This is a genomic window from Pseudomonas sp. P1_F7 (assembly GCF_056405655.1).
This window is the reverse complement of the sequence record NZ_JBFUBR010000012.1, coordinates 252335-267073: the sequence shown is the minus strand read 5'-3', so window position 1 is coordinate 267073 and position 14739 is coordinate 252335. Positions and strand designations below refer to the sequence as shown.

The window sequence follows — 14739 nt, the reverse complement described above, 5'->3', positions numbered from 1 at the left end:
ATTGTTATTGATCGACTGGTTGAAGGACTTCAGTTGCAGTGGATTTGCGACGGGGAACGGGATGACGGGCGCTCAACAGCACATGAGTGACCATGCCGAAAATCAGCCCCCAGAACGCCGCGGACAAACCGAACAACGACATGCCCGAAGCCGTGACCAGAAAGGTCATCAGCGCGGCTTCACGATCGCTCGACACAGCCATCGCGCCCGTCAACGCTCCGGCTATGGCGGCGAACAAGGCCAGCCCGGCCAGCGCCGCGATCAGCTCTTTGGGGAACGCGGAAAAAAGCGAAACCAGCGTGGCGCCGAAGATCCCGAACAGCAGGTAACACAGACCGCCGACGACCCCGGCCACGTAGCGTTTGCGTGGATCTTCGTGGGATTCGCGACCGGTGCAGATCGCCGCGGTGATCGCCGCCAGATTCAGTCCATGGCAACCAAACGGTGCCAGCAGTGCCGTGCCCAGCGCGCTACTGGCGATGATCGGGCTCGCCGGCGTTGGATATCCACTGGCGCGCAGCACCGCCATGCCGGGCACGAACTGCCCGGTCAGCGCCACCATCACCAGCGGCAAGGCGATGTTCAGGATCGCGCCCAGGCTGAACTCGGGCGTGATCCACACCGGCGTGGCCAGGCCGATCACCAGTGCTTCACGATGCAAATCACCGGTGAACGCGGCAATCGAACACCCCACCAGCAGCACCATCATCACCGCATAACGCGGCATCACACGCTTGCAGATCAGGTAGCAGGCAAACATCGCCAGGACCAGCAACGGCTTGTGCTGCATCGACACGAACAAGCCGGTACCGAAACTGAACAGGATCCCCGCCAGCATCGCCGCCGCGATGGCGGCGGGCAGCTTGCTGATGATCCGGTCGAAAGCCCCCGAGAGGCCAACCACGAAAATGATCAGGCTGCTGACCAGATAAGCCCCCACCGCCTCTGCCATGGAGATGTCCGGCAACAGCGTCACCAGCAACGCCGAGCCCGGCGCCGACCAGGCGATGATCACCGGAACGCGGTAGCGCAGGCTCAAACCGATACCGAGCACGGCGCTGCCAATGGAGATCGCCCAGATCCAGGACGACAACACTTCCCGCGAAAGATGTGCCGCTTCTGCCGCCTGAAAGATGATCACCAACGGGCCAGCATAGGAAATCACCGTGGCGATGAATCCAGCCACGGCGGCTGACAACGAGAAGTCCTGGAAAAACGCTTTCATGATTCAGGCACCGGTCGCTGACAACGCTGGGTTGACGCCAGCAGCGCTGCGTCGGCTGCTGATGGCGAACACGGTCATGGCCAGGGCCGCCACCGCACCGGGCAAGGCAAACGCCATGAAGTTCAGTTGCAGGGGCAGGCTGATCCCGAGCAAGGCACCGCCCAGCAGCGGACCGACGATGGCCCCGTTGCGCCCAATGCCCGACGCCCAGCCCAGACCGGTAGAACGAATCGTCATGGAATAAAACTGTGCGGCGCAGGCGTACAAAAGAATCTGCGAGCCGATGGTGGTGGCACCCGCAATGGCGATCAGCAAGTACAACACCGGCATCGGGCTGTTGAAGCCCAACAGGGTTATCGACACCGCCGCCATGGCGAAAAACACCGACAGCACCCGCGGCAGGTTGAGTTTGTCGCCCAGCACCCCGCCACCAACCGCGCCGAAGATCGCCCCGAAGTTCAACACCAGCAGGAACGACAGGCTCGAACCCAGGCTGTAACCGGCATTGGCCATCAGTTTCGGCAGCCAGGAACTCAGCGCGTACACCATCAACAGACAGCAGAAAAACGCCAGCCACAGCATCAGCGTGCGCAGCGCACGGCCTTCACGGAACAACTGCAACACCGGGGTGCCCGTGCCTTTCACTTCGGCCATGTGCAATTGATCAGACGTTTGCGCGACGTAGGCCGGATCGATGCGCTGAAGAATATTGCGCGCCTCTTCATTACGCCCCTGACGCAACATGAAGCCCACCGATTCGGGCAGGAAATACATGATCAGCGGCAACAACAGCAACGGCAGGACCGCCACGTAAAACACCGACTGCCAGCCGAAGCTCGGGATCAGCACGATGCCCAGCCCGGCGGACAGCATGCCACCCACCGAGTAACCGCTGAACATGATCGCGACCAGCGTGCTGCGGATTTTTTTTGGCGCGTACTCGTTCATCAGCGCCACGACGTTAGGCATCACGCCGCCAATGCCGAGCCCGGCAATGAAGCGACAGAGGCCGAACTCGGTGGGGTTTCGGGCGAAACCGTTGAGCACGGTGAAACCACTGAAGAGCATCACGCAGATCGTGATGGCTTTTTTTCGGCCGATCCTGTCCGACAGCGGACCGAAGAACAGCGCGCCGAACATCATGCCGAACAGTGCATAGCTGCCCAGTGCACCGGCTTGCAGAGGACTGAGCCCCCACTCTTTCATCAGCATCGGCAAGACCACGCCGTAGATCACCAGATCGTAACCGTCGAAGATGATGATCAGGGCACACCAGAACAGCACCATCCAGTGAAAGCGGTTGAAGCGAGCGTTGTCGATAACCTCATGTACGTCGATCTTGCGCATGGCATATATCTCTTGTTGTTGTTTTTTTAGAGCGGCGGTAACACGGCTTACGTCCGTACAGACGAGGGTAGAGCCGCCCGATACGTGGCAATAGCCAGTGCGCGCAGACCACTATCCATTTTGTGCAGGGCCCTGAAACGGGCATGGGAACGGGAGGCACTGAGCCTCTCCGACAAATTGTCTTCTTTGCGATCACATTTGAACGCTAAGCTTGGGCCTATGGATGACTCAGATTATTTACGCCTGCTGACCATCGCGGCCGAGCAAGCCAACGCGTTCCTGTCCAATGCCCGCAAATGGGAGCGTGAGCGTTGGGTTTGCCAGCGCCTGCTGCAAGGTTTGAACATCCCCTACCGCGCCGACGAGTTCGCCCCCGCCGGGGAGCCGCCGGATGTGTTGTTTCGCGATGCCAGTTTCGAGGTGTTCTTCGTGCTCGACGAGGGGCGGCGCCTCAATGATGAATGGCGCGACGAACTGCAACGCCGACGTAGCGCGTTCTCCCTGAGCCAACTGGTGCGTCGCGAGGCCAAGCCACGACGTATCCCCGCCAACGAGTTCTTGCTGCGATTGGCGCCGACCTTGCGCAAAAAAGCGCACAACTACAAAGAACGCGGCATGGATCTGGGTGAGCTGGACATTATTGCCTTCGCCAGCCTCAAACGCGAAGTGCTGGACCTCAACAGCCATTTCCCGCCGCCGACCGAATACCTGCGCCAGGGCTGGCGTTCGCTGTCATTGGTTGGGCCGACATTCGCCCGCGTGCTGTTCGCTCACCCGGATGCGCCGGACTTCTTGCGCAGCAACCTGGGGCGCAGCATTGTTTTTGACGTCGGGATCAGCCTGTGAGCCTCGAGCCTTTCCCGGTCAGCAGCTAAGCTCCGTTCACAGCTGAATAATTTCCCTGTAGCTTCTACACATTCAGCAACGTCTACCCCTGACGAGGCCCGATATGACCAGCCGCCTGAACCCCGACGACCAGAAGCATGTCGAAGAGTACCTGCAGTTGTCCCAGCACCAAGTCGAGCGCCGGCCTTTCCGGCCGTGGATGCTCCTTGTACTGGTATTGGCAGTGACCATTGGTCTGGGCCTGTTGAGCCGACTTATCAGTTACCTGACGTTATGAGCTGCCTTGCGCTCGCGAAGGTACTGACACCGATTTCCTTTAGCCTTGCGAGTTATCCTTATGTCCCATCGTATTGTCATTGTCGGCGGCGGCGCCGGCGGCCTGGAGTTGGCTACCCGCCTGGGTAAGACTCTGGGCAAGCGCGGTACGGCCAGCGTGATGCTGGTCGACGCGAACCTGACCCACATCTGGAAACCGTTATTGCACGAAGTGGCGGCCGGTTCTCTGAACTCTTCCGAAGACGAACTCAACTATGTTGCCCAGGCCAAATGGAACCACTTCGAGTTCCAGCTGGGGCGCATGAGCGGGCTCGATCGCGCGAAGAAAAAAATCCAGCTGGCCGCCACCTATGACGAATCCGGTCTGGAGCTGGTGCCGGCCCGCGAAGTGCCTTACGACTCGCTGGTGATCTCCGTCGGCAGCACCACCAACGATTTCGGCACCCAGGGTGCGGCGCAACACTGCCTGTTCCTCGACACCCGCAAACAGGCCGAGCGATTCCACCAGCAACTACTCAATCACTATTTGCGCGCTCACGCCGGTCAAACCGATACGATCGAGCAAATCAGCGTGGCCATCGTCGGCGCCGGTGCCACCGGAGTCGAACTGGCCGCCGAACTGCACAACGCCGCCCACGAACTGGCAGCCTATGGCCTGGACCGGATCAAACCGGAAAACATGCACATCACCCTGATCGAAGCCGGACCACGGGTGCTGCCGGCGCTGCCAGAGCGGATTGGCGGACCTGTGCATAAAACCCTGGAGAAACTCGGGGTCAACGTCATGACCAATGCTGCGGTGAGCGAAGTGACGGCCGACAGCCTGATCACCGCCGACGGCAAAGTGATCAACGCTAGCCTGAAGGTCTGGGCCGCGGGGATTCGCGCACCGGGTTTCCTCAAGGACATCGATGGCCTGGAAACCAACCGCATCAATCAGCTGCAAGTGCTGCCGACCCTGCAAACCACCCGCGACGAGAACATTTTCGCCTTCGGTGACTGCGCCGCCTGCCCGCAACCAGGCAGCGACCGCAATGTTCCGCCACGTGCCCAGGCCGCGCACCAACAGGCTTCGTTGCTGGCCAAATCGCTGAAGCTGCGCATCGAAGGCAAGGCACTGCCGGAGTACAAGTACACCGACTATGGCTCACTGATCTCGCTGTCGCGTTTTTCGGCTGTGGGTAACTTGATGGGCAACCTCACCGGCAGCGTGATGCTCGAAGGCTGGCTGGCGCGGATGTTCTACGTGTCGCTGTACCGCATGCACCAGATGGCGCTGTACGGGCCGTTCCGCACGGCGATGCTGATGCTGGGCAGCAAGATCGGGCGCGGTACTGAGCCACGGCTCAAGCTGCACTGATGTAAACCTGTGGGAGCGAGCTTGCTCGCGATGGCGTCCTTTCTGTCGATATCAATGTCGCCTGATACACCGTCATCGCGAGCAAGCTCGCTCCCACAGGGTTTTGCGGCACGCCCAGTATTTTCGAAAGCAAAAAAAATCCCCGTATCTTTCGATACGAGGATTTTTAATATGGTCGGGGTAAGGGGATTCGAACTCCTGACATCCTGCTCCCAAAGCAGGCGCGCTACCGGACTGCGCTATACCCCGGTAAAAAAAAGGCACCTTTGCAAGGCGCCTTCTTCGATCAGCGCTTTTGGCCTCTGATCTTAAGATTCGATTCCAGCGCTAACTGGTTTCAAAAATGGTGGGTCGTGTGGGATTCGAACCTACGACCAATTGGTTAAAAGCCAACTGCTCTACCAACTGAGCTAACGACCCAAAAATGGTCGGGGTAAGGGGATTCGAACTCCTGACATCCTGCTCCCAAAGCAGGCGCGCTACCGGACTGCGCTATACCCCGGTTTGAAATTGGCTCCGTGACCAGGACTCGAACCTGGGACCCAATGATTAACAGTCATTTGCTCTACCGACTGAGCTATCACGGAACTACACATTTCAATTTACAACTTTGAAGCTTTACTGCGTTCTCTTCGACCCGTTCGCATCGCTGCGTTCGTGTGTCTGAGGCGCGCTATTCTACAATCTTCAGAACCTCTGTCAACCCCCTAAATTGCTTTCAAGTTAATGATTTGCAACTTATTTTGGATTCCTGCTTGGGGAGCGGAAACCCTGGCGGGTGACTTACTGCGGGGCGCACTTTACAAGCATTTTCCTTTGAGTTCAACAGCCTAACGAAAAAAAGGCCTCGCAATGCGAGGCCTTTTCGATTTTGCTGCCACTTTGGATCAGACGAAGACGATTTCGTCGTTTTCCACCACACCGTGAGCGGTATCGCCCGGCATGAATCGACCGGACAGGATCAGCTGCGCCAGCGGGTTCTCGATCCAGCGCTGGATCGCGCGCTTGAGCGGCCGTGCGCCATACACTGGGTCGTAACCGACCGCGATCAGCTTGTCCATGGCTTCCGGGCTGAGCTCAAGCTTCAGCTCCCGCTCGGTCAGGCGGCTGCGCAGACGACCCAACTGGATCTCGGTAATGCCGGCAATCTGATCTCGCGCCAATGGCTCGAAGATCACCACTTCGTCGACCCGGTTGATGAACTCCGGCCGGAAGTGGCTGGAAATCGCATCCATCACCGCTGCACGCTGCGCCTCACGATCACCGACCAGTTCCTGGATCTGCACCGACCCCAGGTTGGAGGTCATGACAATTACGGTGTTCTTGAAATCCACCGTGCGACCATGGCTGTCGGTCAGGCGACCGTCTTCGAGCACTTGCAGCAAGATGTTGAACACATCCGGGTGCGCCTTCTCGACTTCGTCCATGAGGATCACCGAATACGGCTTGCGACGCACCGCCTCGGTCAAGTAACCGCCCTCTTCATAGCCCACGTAGCCCGGTGGCGCACCGATCAGGCGAGCCACGGAATGTTTCTCCATGAACTCGGACATGTCGATCCGCACCATCGCCTCTTCAGTATCAAAGAGGAATTCGGCCAGCGCCTTGCACAGCTCGGTTTTACCGACACCAGTCGGGCCAAGGAACATGAACGAGCCGCTCGGGCGATTCGGGTCGGACAACCCGGCGCGGGAACGCCGCACAGCGTTGGAAACCGCAACCACCGCTTCGTCCTGGCCGATCACACGCTGGTGCAACAGGCTTTCCATCTTCATCAGTTTGTCGCGCTCGCCTTCGAGCATCTTCGACACCGGAATACCGGTCCACTTCGACACGACTTCGGCGATCTCTTCTTCAGTCACCTTGCTGCGCAGCAACTGGTTTTCGGGTTTGCCATGCTGGTCGACCATTTGCAGGCTGCGCTCCAGGTCCGGGATCACCCCGTACTGCAACTCGGCCATGCGGTTCAGGTCGCCTTTACGGCGGGCTGCTTCCAGTTCCTGACGGGACTGTTCGATTTTCTGCTGGATCTGCGCAGAACCCTGAACCTCGGCTTTCTCCGAATTCCAGATTTCTTCCAGATCCGAGTATTCACGCTCATGACGAGCGATTTCTTCCTGCAATTTTTCCAGACGCTTCTTCGCCGCGTCGTCGCTTTCTTTCTTCAGCGCCTGGGATTCCACCTTCAGCTGAATCAGGCGACGCTCCAGACGGTCCAGCACTTCCGGCTTGGAGTCGATCTCCATGCGGATGCGGCTGGCAGCCTCATCGATCAGGTCGATGGCCTTGTCCGGAAGCTGTCGGTCCGTGATGTAACGATGACTGAGCCTGGCTGCGGCAATGATCGCGCCGTCGGTGATCGCCACCTTGTGGTGAACCTCATAACGCTCCTTGAGGCCACGCAGGATGGCAATGGTGTCTTCTTCGCTCGGCTCATCCACCAGCACTTTCTGGAAACGTCGCTCGAGGGCGGCGTCCTTCTCTATATATTGGCGGTACTCATTGAGCGTGGTGGCGCCTACGCAGTGCAGCTCACCGCGGGCCAGGGCCGGCTTGAGCATGTTGCCCGCATCCATCGAGCCCTCGCCTTTACCGGCGCCGACCATGGTGTGCAGTTCGTCGATGAACAGAATGATCTGCCCTTCCTGCTTCGACAGTTCATTGAGCAATGCCTTGAGCCGCTCTTCGAACTCACCGCGATACTTGGCACCGGCAATCAGCGCCCCCATGTCCAGGGACAACAGACGCTTGCCCTTGAGACCGTCCGGCACTTCACCATTGATGATGCGCTGGGCCAGTCCTTCGGCGATGGCGGTTTTACCCACGCCAGGCTCACCGATCAGCACCGGGTTGTTCTTGGTCCGACGTTGCAGCACCTGGATGGTCCGGCGAATTTCATCGTCACGGCCGATCACCGGGTCGAGCTTGCCGTCTTCGGCGCGCTTGGTCAGGTCGACCGTGTATTTATCCAGCGCCTGTCGCGCTTCTTCGTGGTTAGGGTCATTGACGGCCTCACCACCGCGCAGGTTGTTGATCGCATTTTCCAGGGCTTTCTTGCTCACGCCCTGGCCGAGCAACAGTTTGCCGAGCTTGCTGTTCTCGTCCATGGCGGCGAGCAGCACCAGCTCGCTGGAGATGAACTGGTCGCCTTTCTGTTGGGCCAGACGATCAGCCTGATTGAGCAGGCGCGCCAGATCCTGCGACATGTTCACGTCGCCGGTCGGATTCTGGATTTTTGGTAGCTGGTCGAGCTCTTTGGTCAGCTCTTTACGCAGGCTGTTGACGTCGAAGCCCACCTGCATCAGCAGGGGCTTGATCGAGCCGCCCTGCTGTTCGAGCAAGGCTTGCATCAAGTGCGCCGGCTCAATGGCCGGATGATCGTGGCCGACAGCCAGGGATTGGGCATCGGACAACGCTAACTGCAATTTGCTGGTTAAACGGTCTATACGCATGGGTCACCTTCCTTTTGAGCAGGCCGGACCTATAAAACATCCTGAATGAAGAAACCTGCCAGATAGCACAATAGATGTGGTCGATTCTGGGAGTTTCAAGCTTCGTGACGTTGATGCAGGTCAGGGAAGCTTAGCGGGCGAGCCAGATCAGGGAGGCGAATCGACCGGTGCGGGACGCACGGCGATAAGAAAAGAAGTGAGGGTCGGTTACGGTGCAGAAACCACCACCATAGACAGCCGTTACACCACGAGCTGCCAGACGCAAGCGGGCCAGCATATAGATGTCGGCCATGAACTTGCCGGGTTTTTGGCTCGGTACAAAGGCGTCTGCCGCTTGAGGCAACTGCTGCACAAAGGTTTCGCGTACTTCCGGGCCGACTTCAAAGGCTTGCGGGCCGATGGCCGGACCGAGCCAGACCAATACCTCGGCAGGCGGCACCGCCAGACTGTCGAGGGTGGCTTCCAGCACACCTGCCGCCAACCCGCGCCAACCGGCATGGGCTGCCGCAACGCGGGTGCCGGCACGGTCGCAAAACAATGCCGGCAGGCAATCGGCCGTCATCGCCGCGCAGGCAATACCGGGTGTCGACGTCCAACTGGCATCGGCAGTGACTACCTGGCTTGGGTCGGCATGGGCCACGACAATGCCATGGACCTGCTGCAGCCAGGCCGGTTGAATGGAGAAGTGATCGGTAAGACGACGGCGATTCTCGGCAACAGCTTCAGGGCTGTCATCGACGTGATCGCCGAGGTTGAGGCTGTCGAACGGCGCCACACTGACGCCGCCCGCACGGGTGGTCACACAGGCTTTGACCCCGGCCGGCGCGGGCCAGTCAGGAATCAGCCAGTCACTCATCCGATGAACGCCTCGCGGTCTTGCTTGAGCAGGGTCAGCAACCAGACGAAATCTTCCGGCAACGGCGATTCCCAGCTCATGCGCTTACCGGTGGTCGGATGATCCAGTTCCAGGAAACGCGCATGCAGCGCCTGACGCGGGAAGTTTTTCAGGGATTCGACCATGGTCGGGTTGGCGGCCGGCGGAATGCGGAAACGACCACCGTAGGCAGGATCTCCGACCAACGGGTAGTTGATGTGCGCCATGTGCACGCGAATCTGGTGCGTACGACCGGTTTCCAGCTTCACCCGCACATGGGTGTGGGAGCGGAAACGCTCGAGCACACGGTAATGGCTGACGGCTTGCTTGCCACCTTCCATCACGGCCATGCGCTGGCGTTGCTGGCCGTGACGACCGATCGGCGCATTGATCTTGCCACCGGCAGTGACCACACCGATCACGATGCACTCGTAGATCCGGCTGACGCTGCGGCTCTGCAACTGTGTAACCAGCTGCGTCTGCGCTTGAATGGTCTTGGCCACCACCATCAGACCGGTGGTGTCCTTGTCCAGGCGATGCACGATACCGGCGCGGGGCACATTGATGATGTCCGGCACGTGGTGCAGCAAGGCGTTGAGCAGGGTGCCGTCGGCATGACCGGCAGCCGGATGCACCACCAGGCCCGCAGGTTTGTTGATCACCAGGATGTCGTCGTCTTCGTAGACGATGTCCAGGGCAATGTCTTGAGCGACCCATTCGCCCTGAGCTTCCTGCTCGGCAGTCAACTCAAGGATGGCGCCGCCGTGGACGATGTCTCGCGGGCGGATAACCGCCCCATCCACAGTCAGGCGGCCGTCTTTGATCCAGGCGGAAAGGCGCGAGCGCGAGTGCTCAGCGAATAATTGTGCGGCGACTTGATCGAGGCGTTGGCCGCCCAATTCGGACGGCACCTCTGCGCGAAGTTCAATTTTATCGGACATGCTCAGACTAGGCGTCGGCACAGCCTTTGGTTTCGGCTGCGCGCTTGTGGTTAAATACTGCGTCTTTTGCCCCGAGGCTATTCAACGGGGCGCTCATCATAACAGGACGGCCACGCCCAAGACAGCGGCCGTCATAGGGACGCAAGCCGCCATGCAAGTGAAACACCTGCTGCTGATCGCCATCCTCGCATTGACCGCTGCTTGCTCATCGAAGGAAGTCGTAGACGAAAACCTCAGTGAAGTCGAGCTGTACCAACAGGCTCAAAATGACCTGGACAACAGTAGCTACACCAGTGCCATCGCCAAGCTGAAGGCTCTGGAATCGCGTTATCCGTTCGGTCGCTATGCCGATCAGGCGCAACTCGAACTCATCTACGCCAACTACAAGAACACCGAGCCAGAAGCGGCCAAGTCCGCTGCTGAACGCTTCATTCGTCTGCACCCACAGCATCCGAACGTCGATTACGCCTACTACCTCAAGGGCCTGACTTCTTTCGACCAGGACGTCGGCCTGCTGGCGCGCTTCCTGCCGCTGGACATGACCAAGCGTGACCCGGGCGCCGCCCGCGACTCCTATAACGAGTTCGCCCAGCTGACCAGCCGCTTCCCGAACAGCCGTTACGCACCAGATGCCAAGCAGCGCATGATCTATCTGCGCAACCTGCTGGCGGCCTACGAAATTCACGTGGCCGACTACTACCTGACCCGCCAGGCCTATGTCGCCGCTGCGAACCGCGGTCGTTACGTGGTGGAAAACTTCCAGGAAACCCCTTCGGTCGGCGACGGCCTGGCGGTGATGACCGAGGCCTACCAGCGCCTGCACCTGGACGAACTGGCTGCCACCAGCCTGGAAACCCTGAAGCTCAACTACCCGAACCACCCGACGCTGGTGGACGGTCAGTTCGTGCCGACCGTAGCCGAAGCCGACAACCGTTCGTGGCTGAGCAAGGCGACCCTGGGCCTGATCGAGTCCCGTCCGCCACTGCCACCGGGCGAAACCCGCGCCAACCAGGACGTACAGAGGCAGTTCCAGGACGCCAAGGACGCGATCCCGGCCGAGCTCAAGCCTAAGGACGGCAATGGCGACGCGATCGAAGAAGAAAATCACGAAGCGCAAGGCAACAACAGCGACCGCTCGTGGTTCAGCTACATGACTTTCGGCGTGTTCGACTGACACCTCGGGTTGTGCAAAAAGGGAGACTTTCGAGTCTCCCTTTTTTATTTCAGCGCTTTATTACACTGTGCGCCTGTCAGGTCCTTGGCTAAACTGCCGCTTCATCAATCAAAAAGCAGCTCACCATGCTTCGTTTATTGTTCTGGATTGCCCTGATTGCCGCTGCAGTATGGTTCTGGCGCAAATTCAAAGGGCAGGCTTCCACCCCCAAGCCCCCTGCCGAACGGGAAGCGGCGCCCATGGTCCGTTGTGCCCATTGCGGCGTTCACCTACCCCGTGACCGCGCGCTGAGCCACGACCAGCAATGGTATTGCAGCCAGGCTCATCTCGAGCAAGACAAGGGTTCCAGAGGCCACTGATACGTCACCCGAAATGGCGGCCGATTGAGAACTATCGCGCGCCCCCAAGGAACTGAAAGGCATCGATCGACGTCTGACGCAGATTATTCAAGATCACTCTCTGCGAATGAACCGGGTAATCGAAAACGTCCTCCACTTGCTGTGCCGCGAGCAAATGTCGCCGCTACGGCTCGACCTGAAATCACTGGAAATACTCGATAATGAAGCCCCAGCCCCCCATATCAAGGGCCTGGGGCTTTATCGGTCTGGCCAGCCGGGCGAAAGCATTCTGTCCCGCCTAGACTTCAAGGCACGCCAGGAAAGTGGCTGCTTTTGCATTACCTATGCTCACGGACGAACCCCACGTTGAACACGAGACCACGACAAAAAGTCTTGATCGTCGATGACGAACCGGACATTCGCGAACTCCTGGAGATCACCCTGGGAAGGATGAAACTGGAGACGTTCAACGCCCGCAACATCGGCGAAGCGCAATTCCTGCTAAAACGCGAAACCTTCGATCTATGCCTGACCGACATGCAGTTGCCGGATGGTACCGGCCTGGAGTTGGTGCAGCACATCCAGCAAAGCCACCCTCAGGTCCAGGTGGCAATGATCACCGCTTATGCCAGTCTCGAAACCGCGATCAATGTGCTCAAGGCCGGGGCATTCGACTTCCTGACCAAACCGGTGGACCTTACGCGCCTGCGTGAGCTGGTCACCAGCGCCCTGCTGGTTCCTGCCCGCGGGGTCGGCATCGATCGATGTTTGCTGGGCGACTCATTGCCCATGCGCAACCTGCGCAAACACATCACCAAACTGGCCAGCAGCCATGCGACGGTATACATCAGCGGAGAATCCGGCAGCGGCAAGGAGTTGGTCGCGCGCCTGATCCATGATCAAAGCCCCCGCGCCAATCAACCGTTCATTGCGATCAACTGCGCGGCGATTCCTTCGGAACTGTTGGAGAGCGAGTTTTTCGGCCATCGCAAAGGCAGTTTCAGCGGCGCCATCGAAGACAAACCCGGTCTGTTCCAGACAGCTCACGGCGGCACCCTGCTCCTCGACGAAGTGGCTGACCTGCCGCTGACCATGCAAGTCAAACTGCTGCGCGCGATTCAGGAGAAAGCCGTACGCAGCGTCGGCGGGCAGCACGAAGTGGCAGTGGATGTGCGCATTCTCTGCGCCACGCACAAGGACCTTGGCGCCGAAGTTGCCGCCGGACGATTTCGTCATGATCTTTACTACCGTTTGAACGTGATCGAACTCCCGGTGCCGCCCTTGCGCGAGCGTCGTGATGACATCGAAATGCTAGCCAGCCACATACTCAAGCGTCTGGCCGCCGATACCGGTCAACCTGCCGCGAGACTCCACCCCCAAGCCCTCGATGCGCTGAAAAGCTATCGCTTCCCGGGCAATGTGCGGGAACTGGAAAACATGCTCGAACGGGCGCACACCTTGTGTGAGAACAAACAGATCGAAGCCGGAGACCTGCGCCTGGCTGAAGGCAACTGTGGGGCTGAAGGTGGCGTGCCGGACCTGACCCGGATCGACAATCTGGAAACCTATCTGGAAAACGTCGAACGCCAACTGCTGCTCCAGGCCCTGGAGGAAACCCGCTGGAACCGCACAGCGGCGGCTCAACGGTTGAACCTTTCATTCAGATCGATGCGTTACCGGCTCAAGAAGCTAGGACTGGATTGATGCTTTAAAAAGATCGCAGCCTGCGGCAGCTCCTACATCGGAGCGTACCTACTGTAGGAGCTGCCGCAGGCTGCGATCTTGTCAAAGTCTTCCGACAGGCGCATAAGGCGCCGGATCGATAATCGGCGCACGGCCCAGCATCACGTCGGCAAACAGCTGGCATGACGCCGGCGCCAGCACCAGCCCGTTACGGTAATGCCCGCAGTTGAGCCAGAGGCCGTCAAACCCCGGCACCGGGCCGATATAAGGAATGCCCTCGGGTGATCCCGGGCGCAGTCCGGCCCAATGCCCCACCACTTCGGCATCGGCCAGCGCCGGGATCAATTCCACCGCAGACGCCTTCAGGCTTTCCAGTGCCGACCCGGTCGGCGTCTTGTCAAAGCCTTCATGCTCCAGCGTACTGCCGATCAGTATGTGTCCATCGCGCCGGGGAATCGCATAACGGCCCTTTGCCAGGACCATGCTCGGCAGGAAATCCGCCGCACACTTGTAGAGAATCATCTGCCCTTTCACCGGCTCGACCGGTAGCGTCAGATCAAGACTCTTGAGCAAATCACCGCTCCAGGCCCCCGCCGTCAGGACGACTTGATCGCCCAGGACAGTACCTGTGGAGGTCTGTACGCCGACCACTTTGTTGCCGTCACGAACAAATCCGCTGACTTCGCACTGCTCATGGATCGTCACGTTCGGCAGCGCCAGCAACGCGGCCTTGAGTGACTTCACCAGGCGCGGATTACGCACGTTGGCGACGTCGGCCATGTAGATCGCCCGGGAAAAACCACTGCCCAGCACCGGCACGGCGTCGTGTGCTGCCGAAATATCCACCGCGCTAAGCGGACGATTTTCCCGGGCGGCCCATGCCAGCGCTTCAGCCTCGTCCTCCAGATCCAGCCAGTACAGACCGGTGGTGTGTACTTCAGGATCAACGCCAGTGGCGGCAAACAAGCGCTCGCCCAGCTGTGGATAAAAGTCCTGGGACCAGTGAGCCAATTCGGTGACCGCCGGGCTGTAGCGCCACGGGTAAAGCGGCGAAACGATGCCGCCGCCAGCCCAGGACGATTCCTGGCCGACACTCGAGCGATCCAGCAGCACAACGCTTTGCACTTCGGAGGCGAGATTGAAGGCCGTCAGCAATCCAATTACCCCACCGCCGACAATCACCACTTGCTGTTGCCTGGTCATGTTCTGATCCCATCGTTAAA

12 protein-coding genes, 4 tRNA genes and 1 pseudogene are annotated in these 14739 nt (G+C 59.4%); 7 read left to right on the top strand and 10 right to left on the bottom strand.

Going from position 1 to position 14739, the window contains the following annotated elements; translation table 11 throughout:
* Nucleotides 1-4: 4 nt before the first annotated feature.
* Nucleotides 5-1225, bottom strand: coding sequence for a benzoate/H(+) symporter BenE family transporter (locus AC1D1M_RS19275; RefSeq protein WP_477776847.1), 1221 nt, complete (start codon nucleotides 1223-1225; stop codon nucleotides 5-7).
* A 3-nt stretch (nucleotides 1226-1228) separates the two neighbouring features.
* Nucleotides 1229-2572 (bottom strand): aromatic acid/H+ symport family MFS transporter, encoded by a 1344-nt coding sequence (locus tag AC1D1M_RS19270; RefSeq protein WP_150727052.1) that lies wholly within the window; start codon nucleotides 2570-2572, stop codon nucleotides 1229-1231.
* A gap of 219 nt (nucleotides 2573-2791) precedes the next feature.
* On the opposite strand from AC1D1M_RS19270, the gene AC1D1M_RS19265 reads away from it, so the two are divergent.
* The 3 genes from AC1D1M_RS19265 to AC1D1M_RS19255 all read left to right on the top strand — a co-directional run bounded on the left by AC1D1M_RS19265 (nucleotide 2792) and on the right by AC1D1M_RS19255 (nucleotide 5054).
* Complete coding sequence (locus AC1D1M_RS19265) at nucleotides 2792-3418, top strand: DUF1780 domain-containing protein (RefSeq protein WP_007970534.1); 627 nt, start codon at nucleotides 2792-2794, stop codon at nucleotides 3416-3418.
* Nucleotides 3419-3521: 103 nt separating this feature from the next.
* Complete coding sequence (locus AC1D1M_RS19260; protein ID WP_007970531.1) at nucleotides 3522-3695, top strand: DUF3094 domain-containing protein; 174 nt, start codon at nucleotides 3522-3524, stop codon at nucleotides 3693-3695.
* Between the two features lie 60 nt (nucleotides 3696-3755).
* Nucleotides 3756-5054, top strand: a complete 1299-nt coding sequence (locus AC1D1M_RS19255; protein ID WP_477776846.1) for an NAD(P)/FAD-dependent oxidoreductase — start codon at nucleotides 3756-3758, stop codon at nucleotides 5052-5054.
* A gap of 172 nt (nucleotides 5055-5226) precedes the next feature.
* Here AC1D1M_RS19255 and AC1D1M_RS19250 read toward each other — a convergent pair.
* From AC1D1M_RS19250 to rluD, 7 genes are all read right to left on the bottom strand, one after another.
* Nucleotides 5227-5303: transfer RNA gene (locus AC1D1M_RS19250), tRNA-Pro, on the bottom strand.
* 95 nt (nucleotides 5304-5398) lie between these two features.
* Nucleotides 5399-5474 (bottom strand) — tRNA-Lys (locus tag AC1D1M_RS19245).
* A 5-nt stretch (nucleotides 5475-5479) separates the two neighbouring features.
* A tRNA-Pro gene (locus AC1D1M_RS19240) sits at nucleotides 5480-5556 on the bottom strand.
* Nucleotides 5557-5565: 9 nt separating this feature from the next.
* A tRNA-Asn gene (locus AC1D1M_RS19235) sits at nucleotides 5566-5641 on the bottom strand.
* A gap of 300 nt (nucleotides 5642-5941) precedes the next feature.
* Nucleotides 5942-8506, bottom strand: coding sequence for an ATP-dependent chaperone ClpB (gene clpB, locus AC1D1M_RS19230; protein ID WP_477776845.1), 2565 nt, complete (start codon nucleotides 8504-8506; stop codon nucleotides 5942-5944).
* Between the two features lie 130 nt (nucleotides 8507-8636).
* Entirely contained in the window at nucleotides 8637-9362 is a 726-nt protein-coding gene (gene pgeF / locus AC1D1M_RS19225; protein ID WP_477776844.1) for a peptidoglycan editing factor PgeF, read from the bottom strand.
* On the bottom strand, nucleotides 9359-10321 hold the full coding sequence (rluD, locus tag AC1D1M_RS19220; protein WP_007990414.1) for a 23S rRNA pseudouridine(1911/1915/1917) synthase RluD: 963 nt from the start codon (nucleotides 10319-10321) through the stop codon (nucleotides 9359-9361). The genes pgeF and rluD overlap by 4 nt, the downstream gene beginning before the upstream one ends.
* Before the next feature lie 151 nt (nucleotides 10322-10472).
* Here rluD and AC1D1M_RS19215 point away from each other — a divergent pair, with 151 nt between their 5' ends.
* From AC1D1M_RS19215 to AC1D1M_RS19200, 4 genes and pseudogenes are all read left to right on the top strand, one after another.
* Complete coding sequence (locus tag AC1D1M_RS19215; RefSeq protein ID WP_477776843.1) at nucleotides 10473-11495, top strand: outer membrane protein assembly factor BamD; 1023 nt, start codon at nucleotides 10473-10475, stop codon at nucleotides 11493-11495.
* A 125-nt stretch (nucleotides 11496-11620) separates the two neighbouring features.
* Nucleotides 11621-11854 carry a PP0621 family protein gene (locus tag AC1D1M_RS19210; RefSeq protein ID WP_477776842.1) on the top strand — a complete coding sequence of 78 codons (234 nt, stop codon included), beginning with the start codon at nucleotides 11621-11623 and terminating at the stop codon, nucleotides 11852-11854.
* A 28-nt stretch (nucleotides 11855-11882) separates the two neighbouring features.
* A pseudogene (locus AC1D1M_RS19205) lies at nucleotides 11883-12203 on the top strand (hypothetical protein); the annotation flags it as partial.
* Nucleotides 12200-13537 (top strand): sigma-54-dependent transcriptional regulator, encoded by a 1338-nt coding sequence (locus tag AC1D1M_RS19200; protein WP_477776841.1) that lies wholly within the window; start codon nucleotides 12200-12202, stop codon nucleotides 13535-13537. The pseudogene AC1D1M_RS19205 and the gene AC1D1M_RS19200, both read left to right, overlap by 4 nt.
* Before the next feature lie 81 nt (nucleotides 13538-13618).
* Here AC1D1M_RS19200 and thiO read toward each other — a convergent pair whose 3' ends face one another.
* A complete protein-coding gene (gene thiO, locus AC1D1M_RS19195; protein ID WP_477776840.1) occupies nucleotides 13619-14719 on the bottom strand; it encodes a glycine oxidase ThiO in 1101 nt (366 codons plus the stop codon).
* Nucleotides 14720-14739: the final 20 nt, after the last annotated feature.

What these genes read in the sequence shown, in the direction of transcription:
- AC1D1M_RS19265 (WP_007970534.1), top strand. Translation starts at nt 2,792, where the DNA reads ATGGATGACTCAGATTATTTACGCCTGCTGACCATCGCGGCCGAGCAA.
- AC1D1M_RS19255 (WP_477776846.1), top strand. Translation starts at nt 3,756, where the DNA reads ATGTCCCATCGTATTGTCATTGTCGGCGGCGGCGCCGGCGGCCTGGAG.
- rluD (WP_007990414.1), bottom strand. Translation starts at nt 10,321, where the DNA reads ATGTCCGATAAAATTGAACTTCGCGCAGAGGTGCCGTCCGAATTGGGC.
- AC1D1M_RS19260 (WP_007970531.1), top strand. Translation starts at nt 3,522, where the DNA reads ATGACCAGCCGCCTGAACCCCGACGACCAGAAGCATGTCGAAGAGTAC.
- AC1D1M_RS19215 (WP_477776843.1), top strand. Translation starts at nt 10,473, where the DNA reads ATGCAAGTGAAACACCTGCTGCTGATCGCCATCCTCGCATTGACCGCT.
- thiO (WP_477776840.1), bottom strand. Translation starts at nt 14,719, where the DNA reads ATGACCAGGCAACAGCAAGTGGTGATTGTCGGCGGTGGGGTAATTGGA.
- clpB (WP_477776845.1), bottom strand. Translation starts at nt 8,506, where the DNA reads ATGCGTATAGACCGTTTAACCAGCAAATTGCAGTTAGCGTTGTCCGAT.
- AC1D1M_RS19270 (WP_150727052.1), bottom strand. Translation starts at nt 2,572, where the DNA reads ATGCGCAAGATCGACGTACATGAGGTTATCGACAACGCTCGCTTCAAC.
- AC1D1M_RS19210 (WP_477776842.1), top strand. Translation starts at nt 11,621, where the DNA reads ATGCTTCGTTTATTGTTCTGGATTGCCCTGATTGCCGCTGCAGTATGG.
- AC1D1M_RS19275 (WP_477776847.1), bottom strand. Translation starts at nt 1,225, where the DNA reads ATGAAAGCGTTTTTCCAGGACTTCTCGTTGTCAGCCGCCGTGGCTGGA.
- pgeF (WP_477776844.1), bottom strand. Translation starts at nt 9,362, where the DNA reads ATGAGTGACTGGCTGATTCCTGACTGGCCCGCGCCGGCCGGGGTCAAA.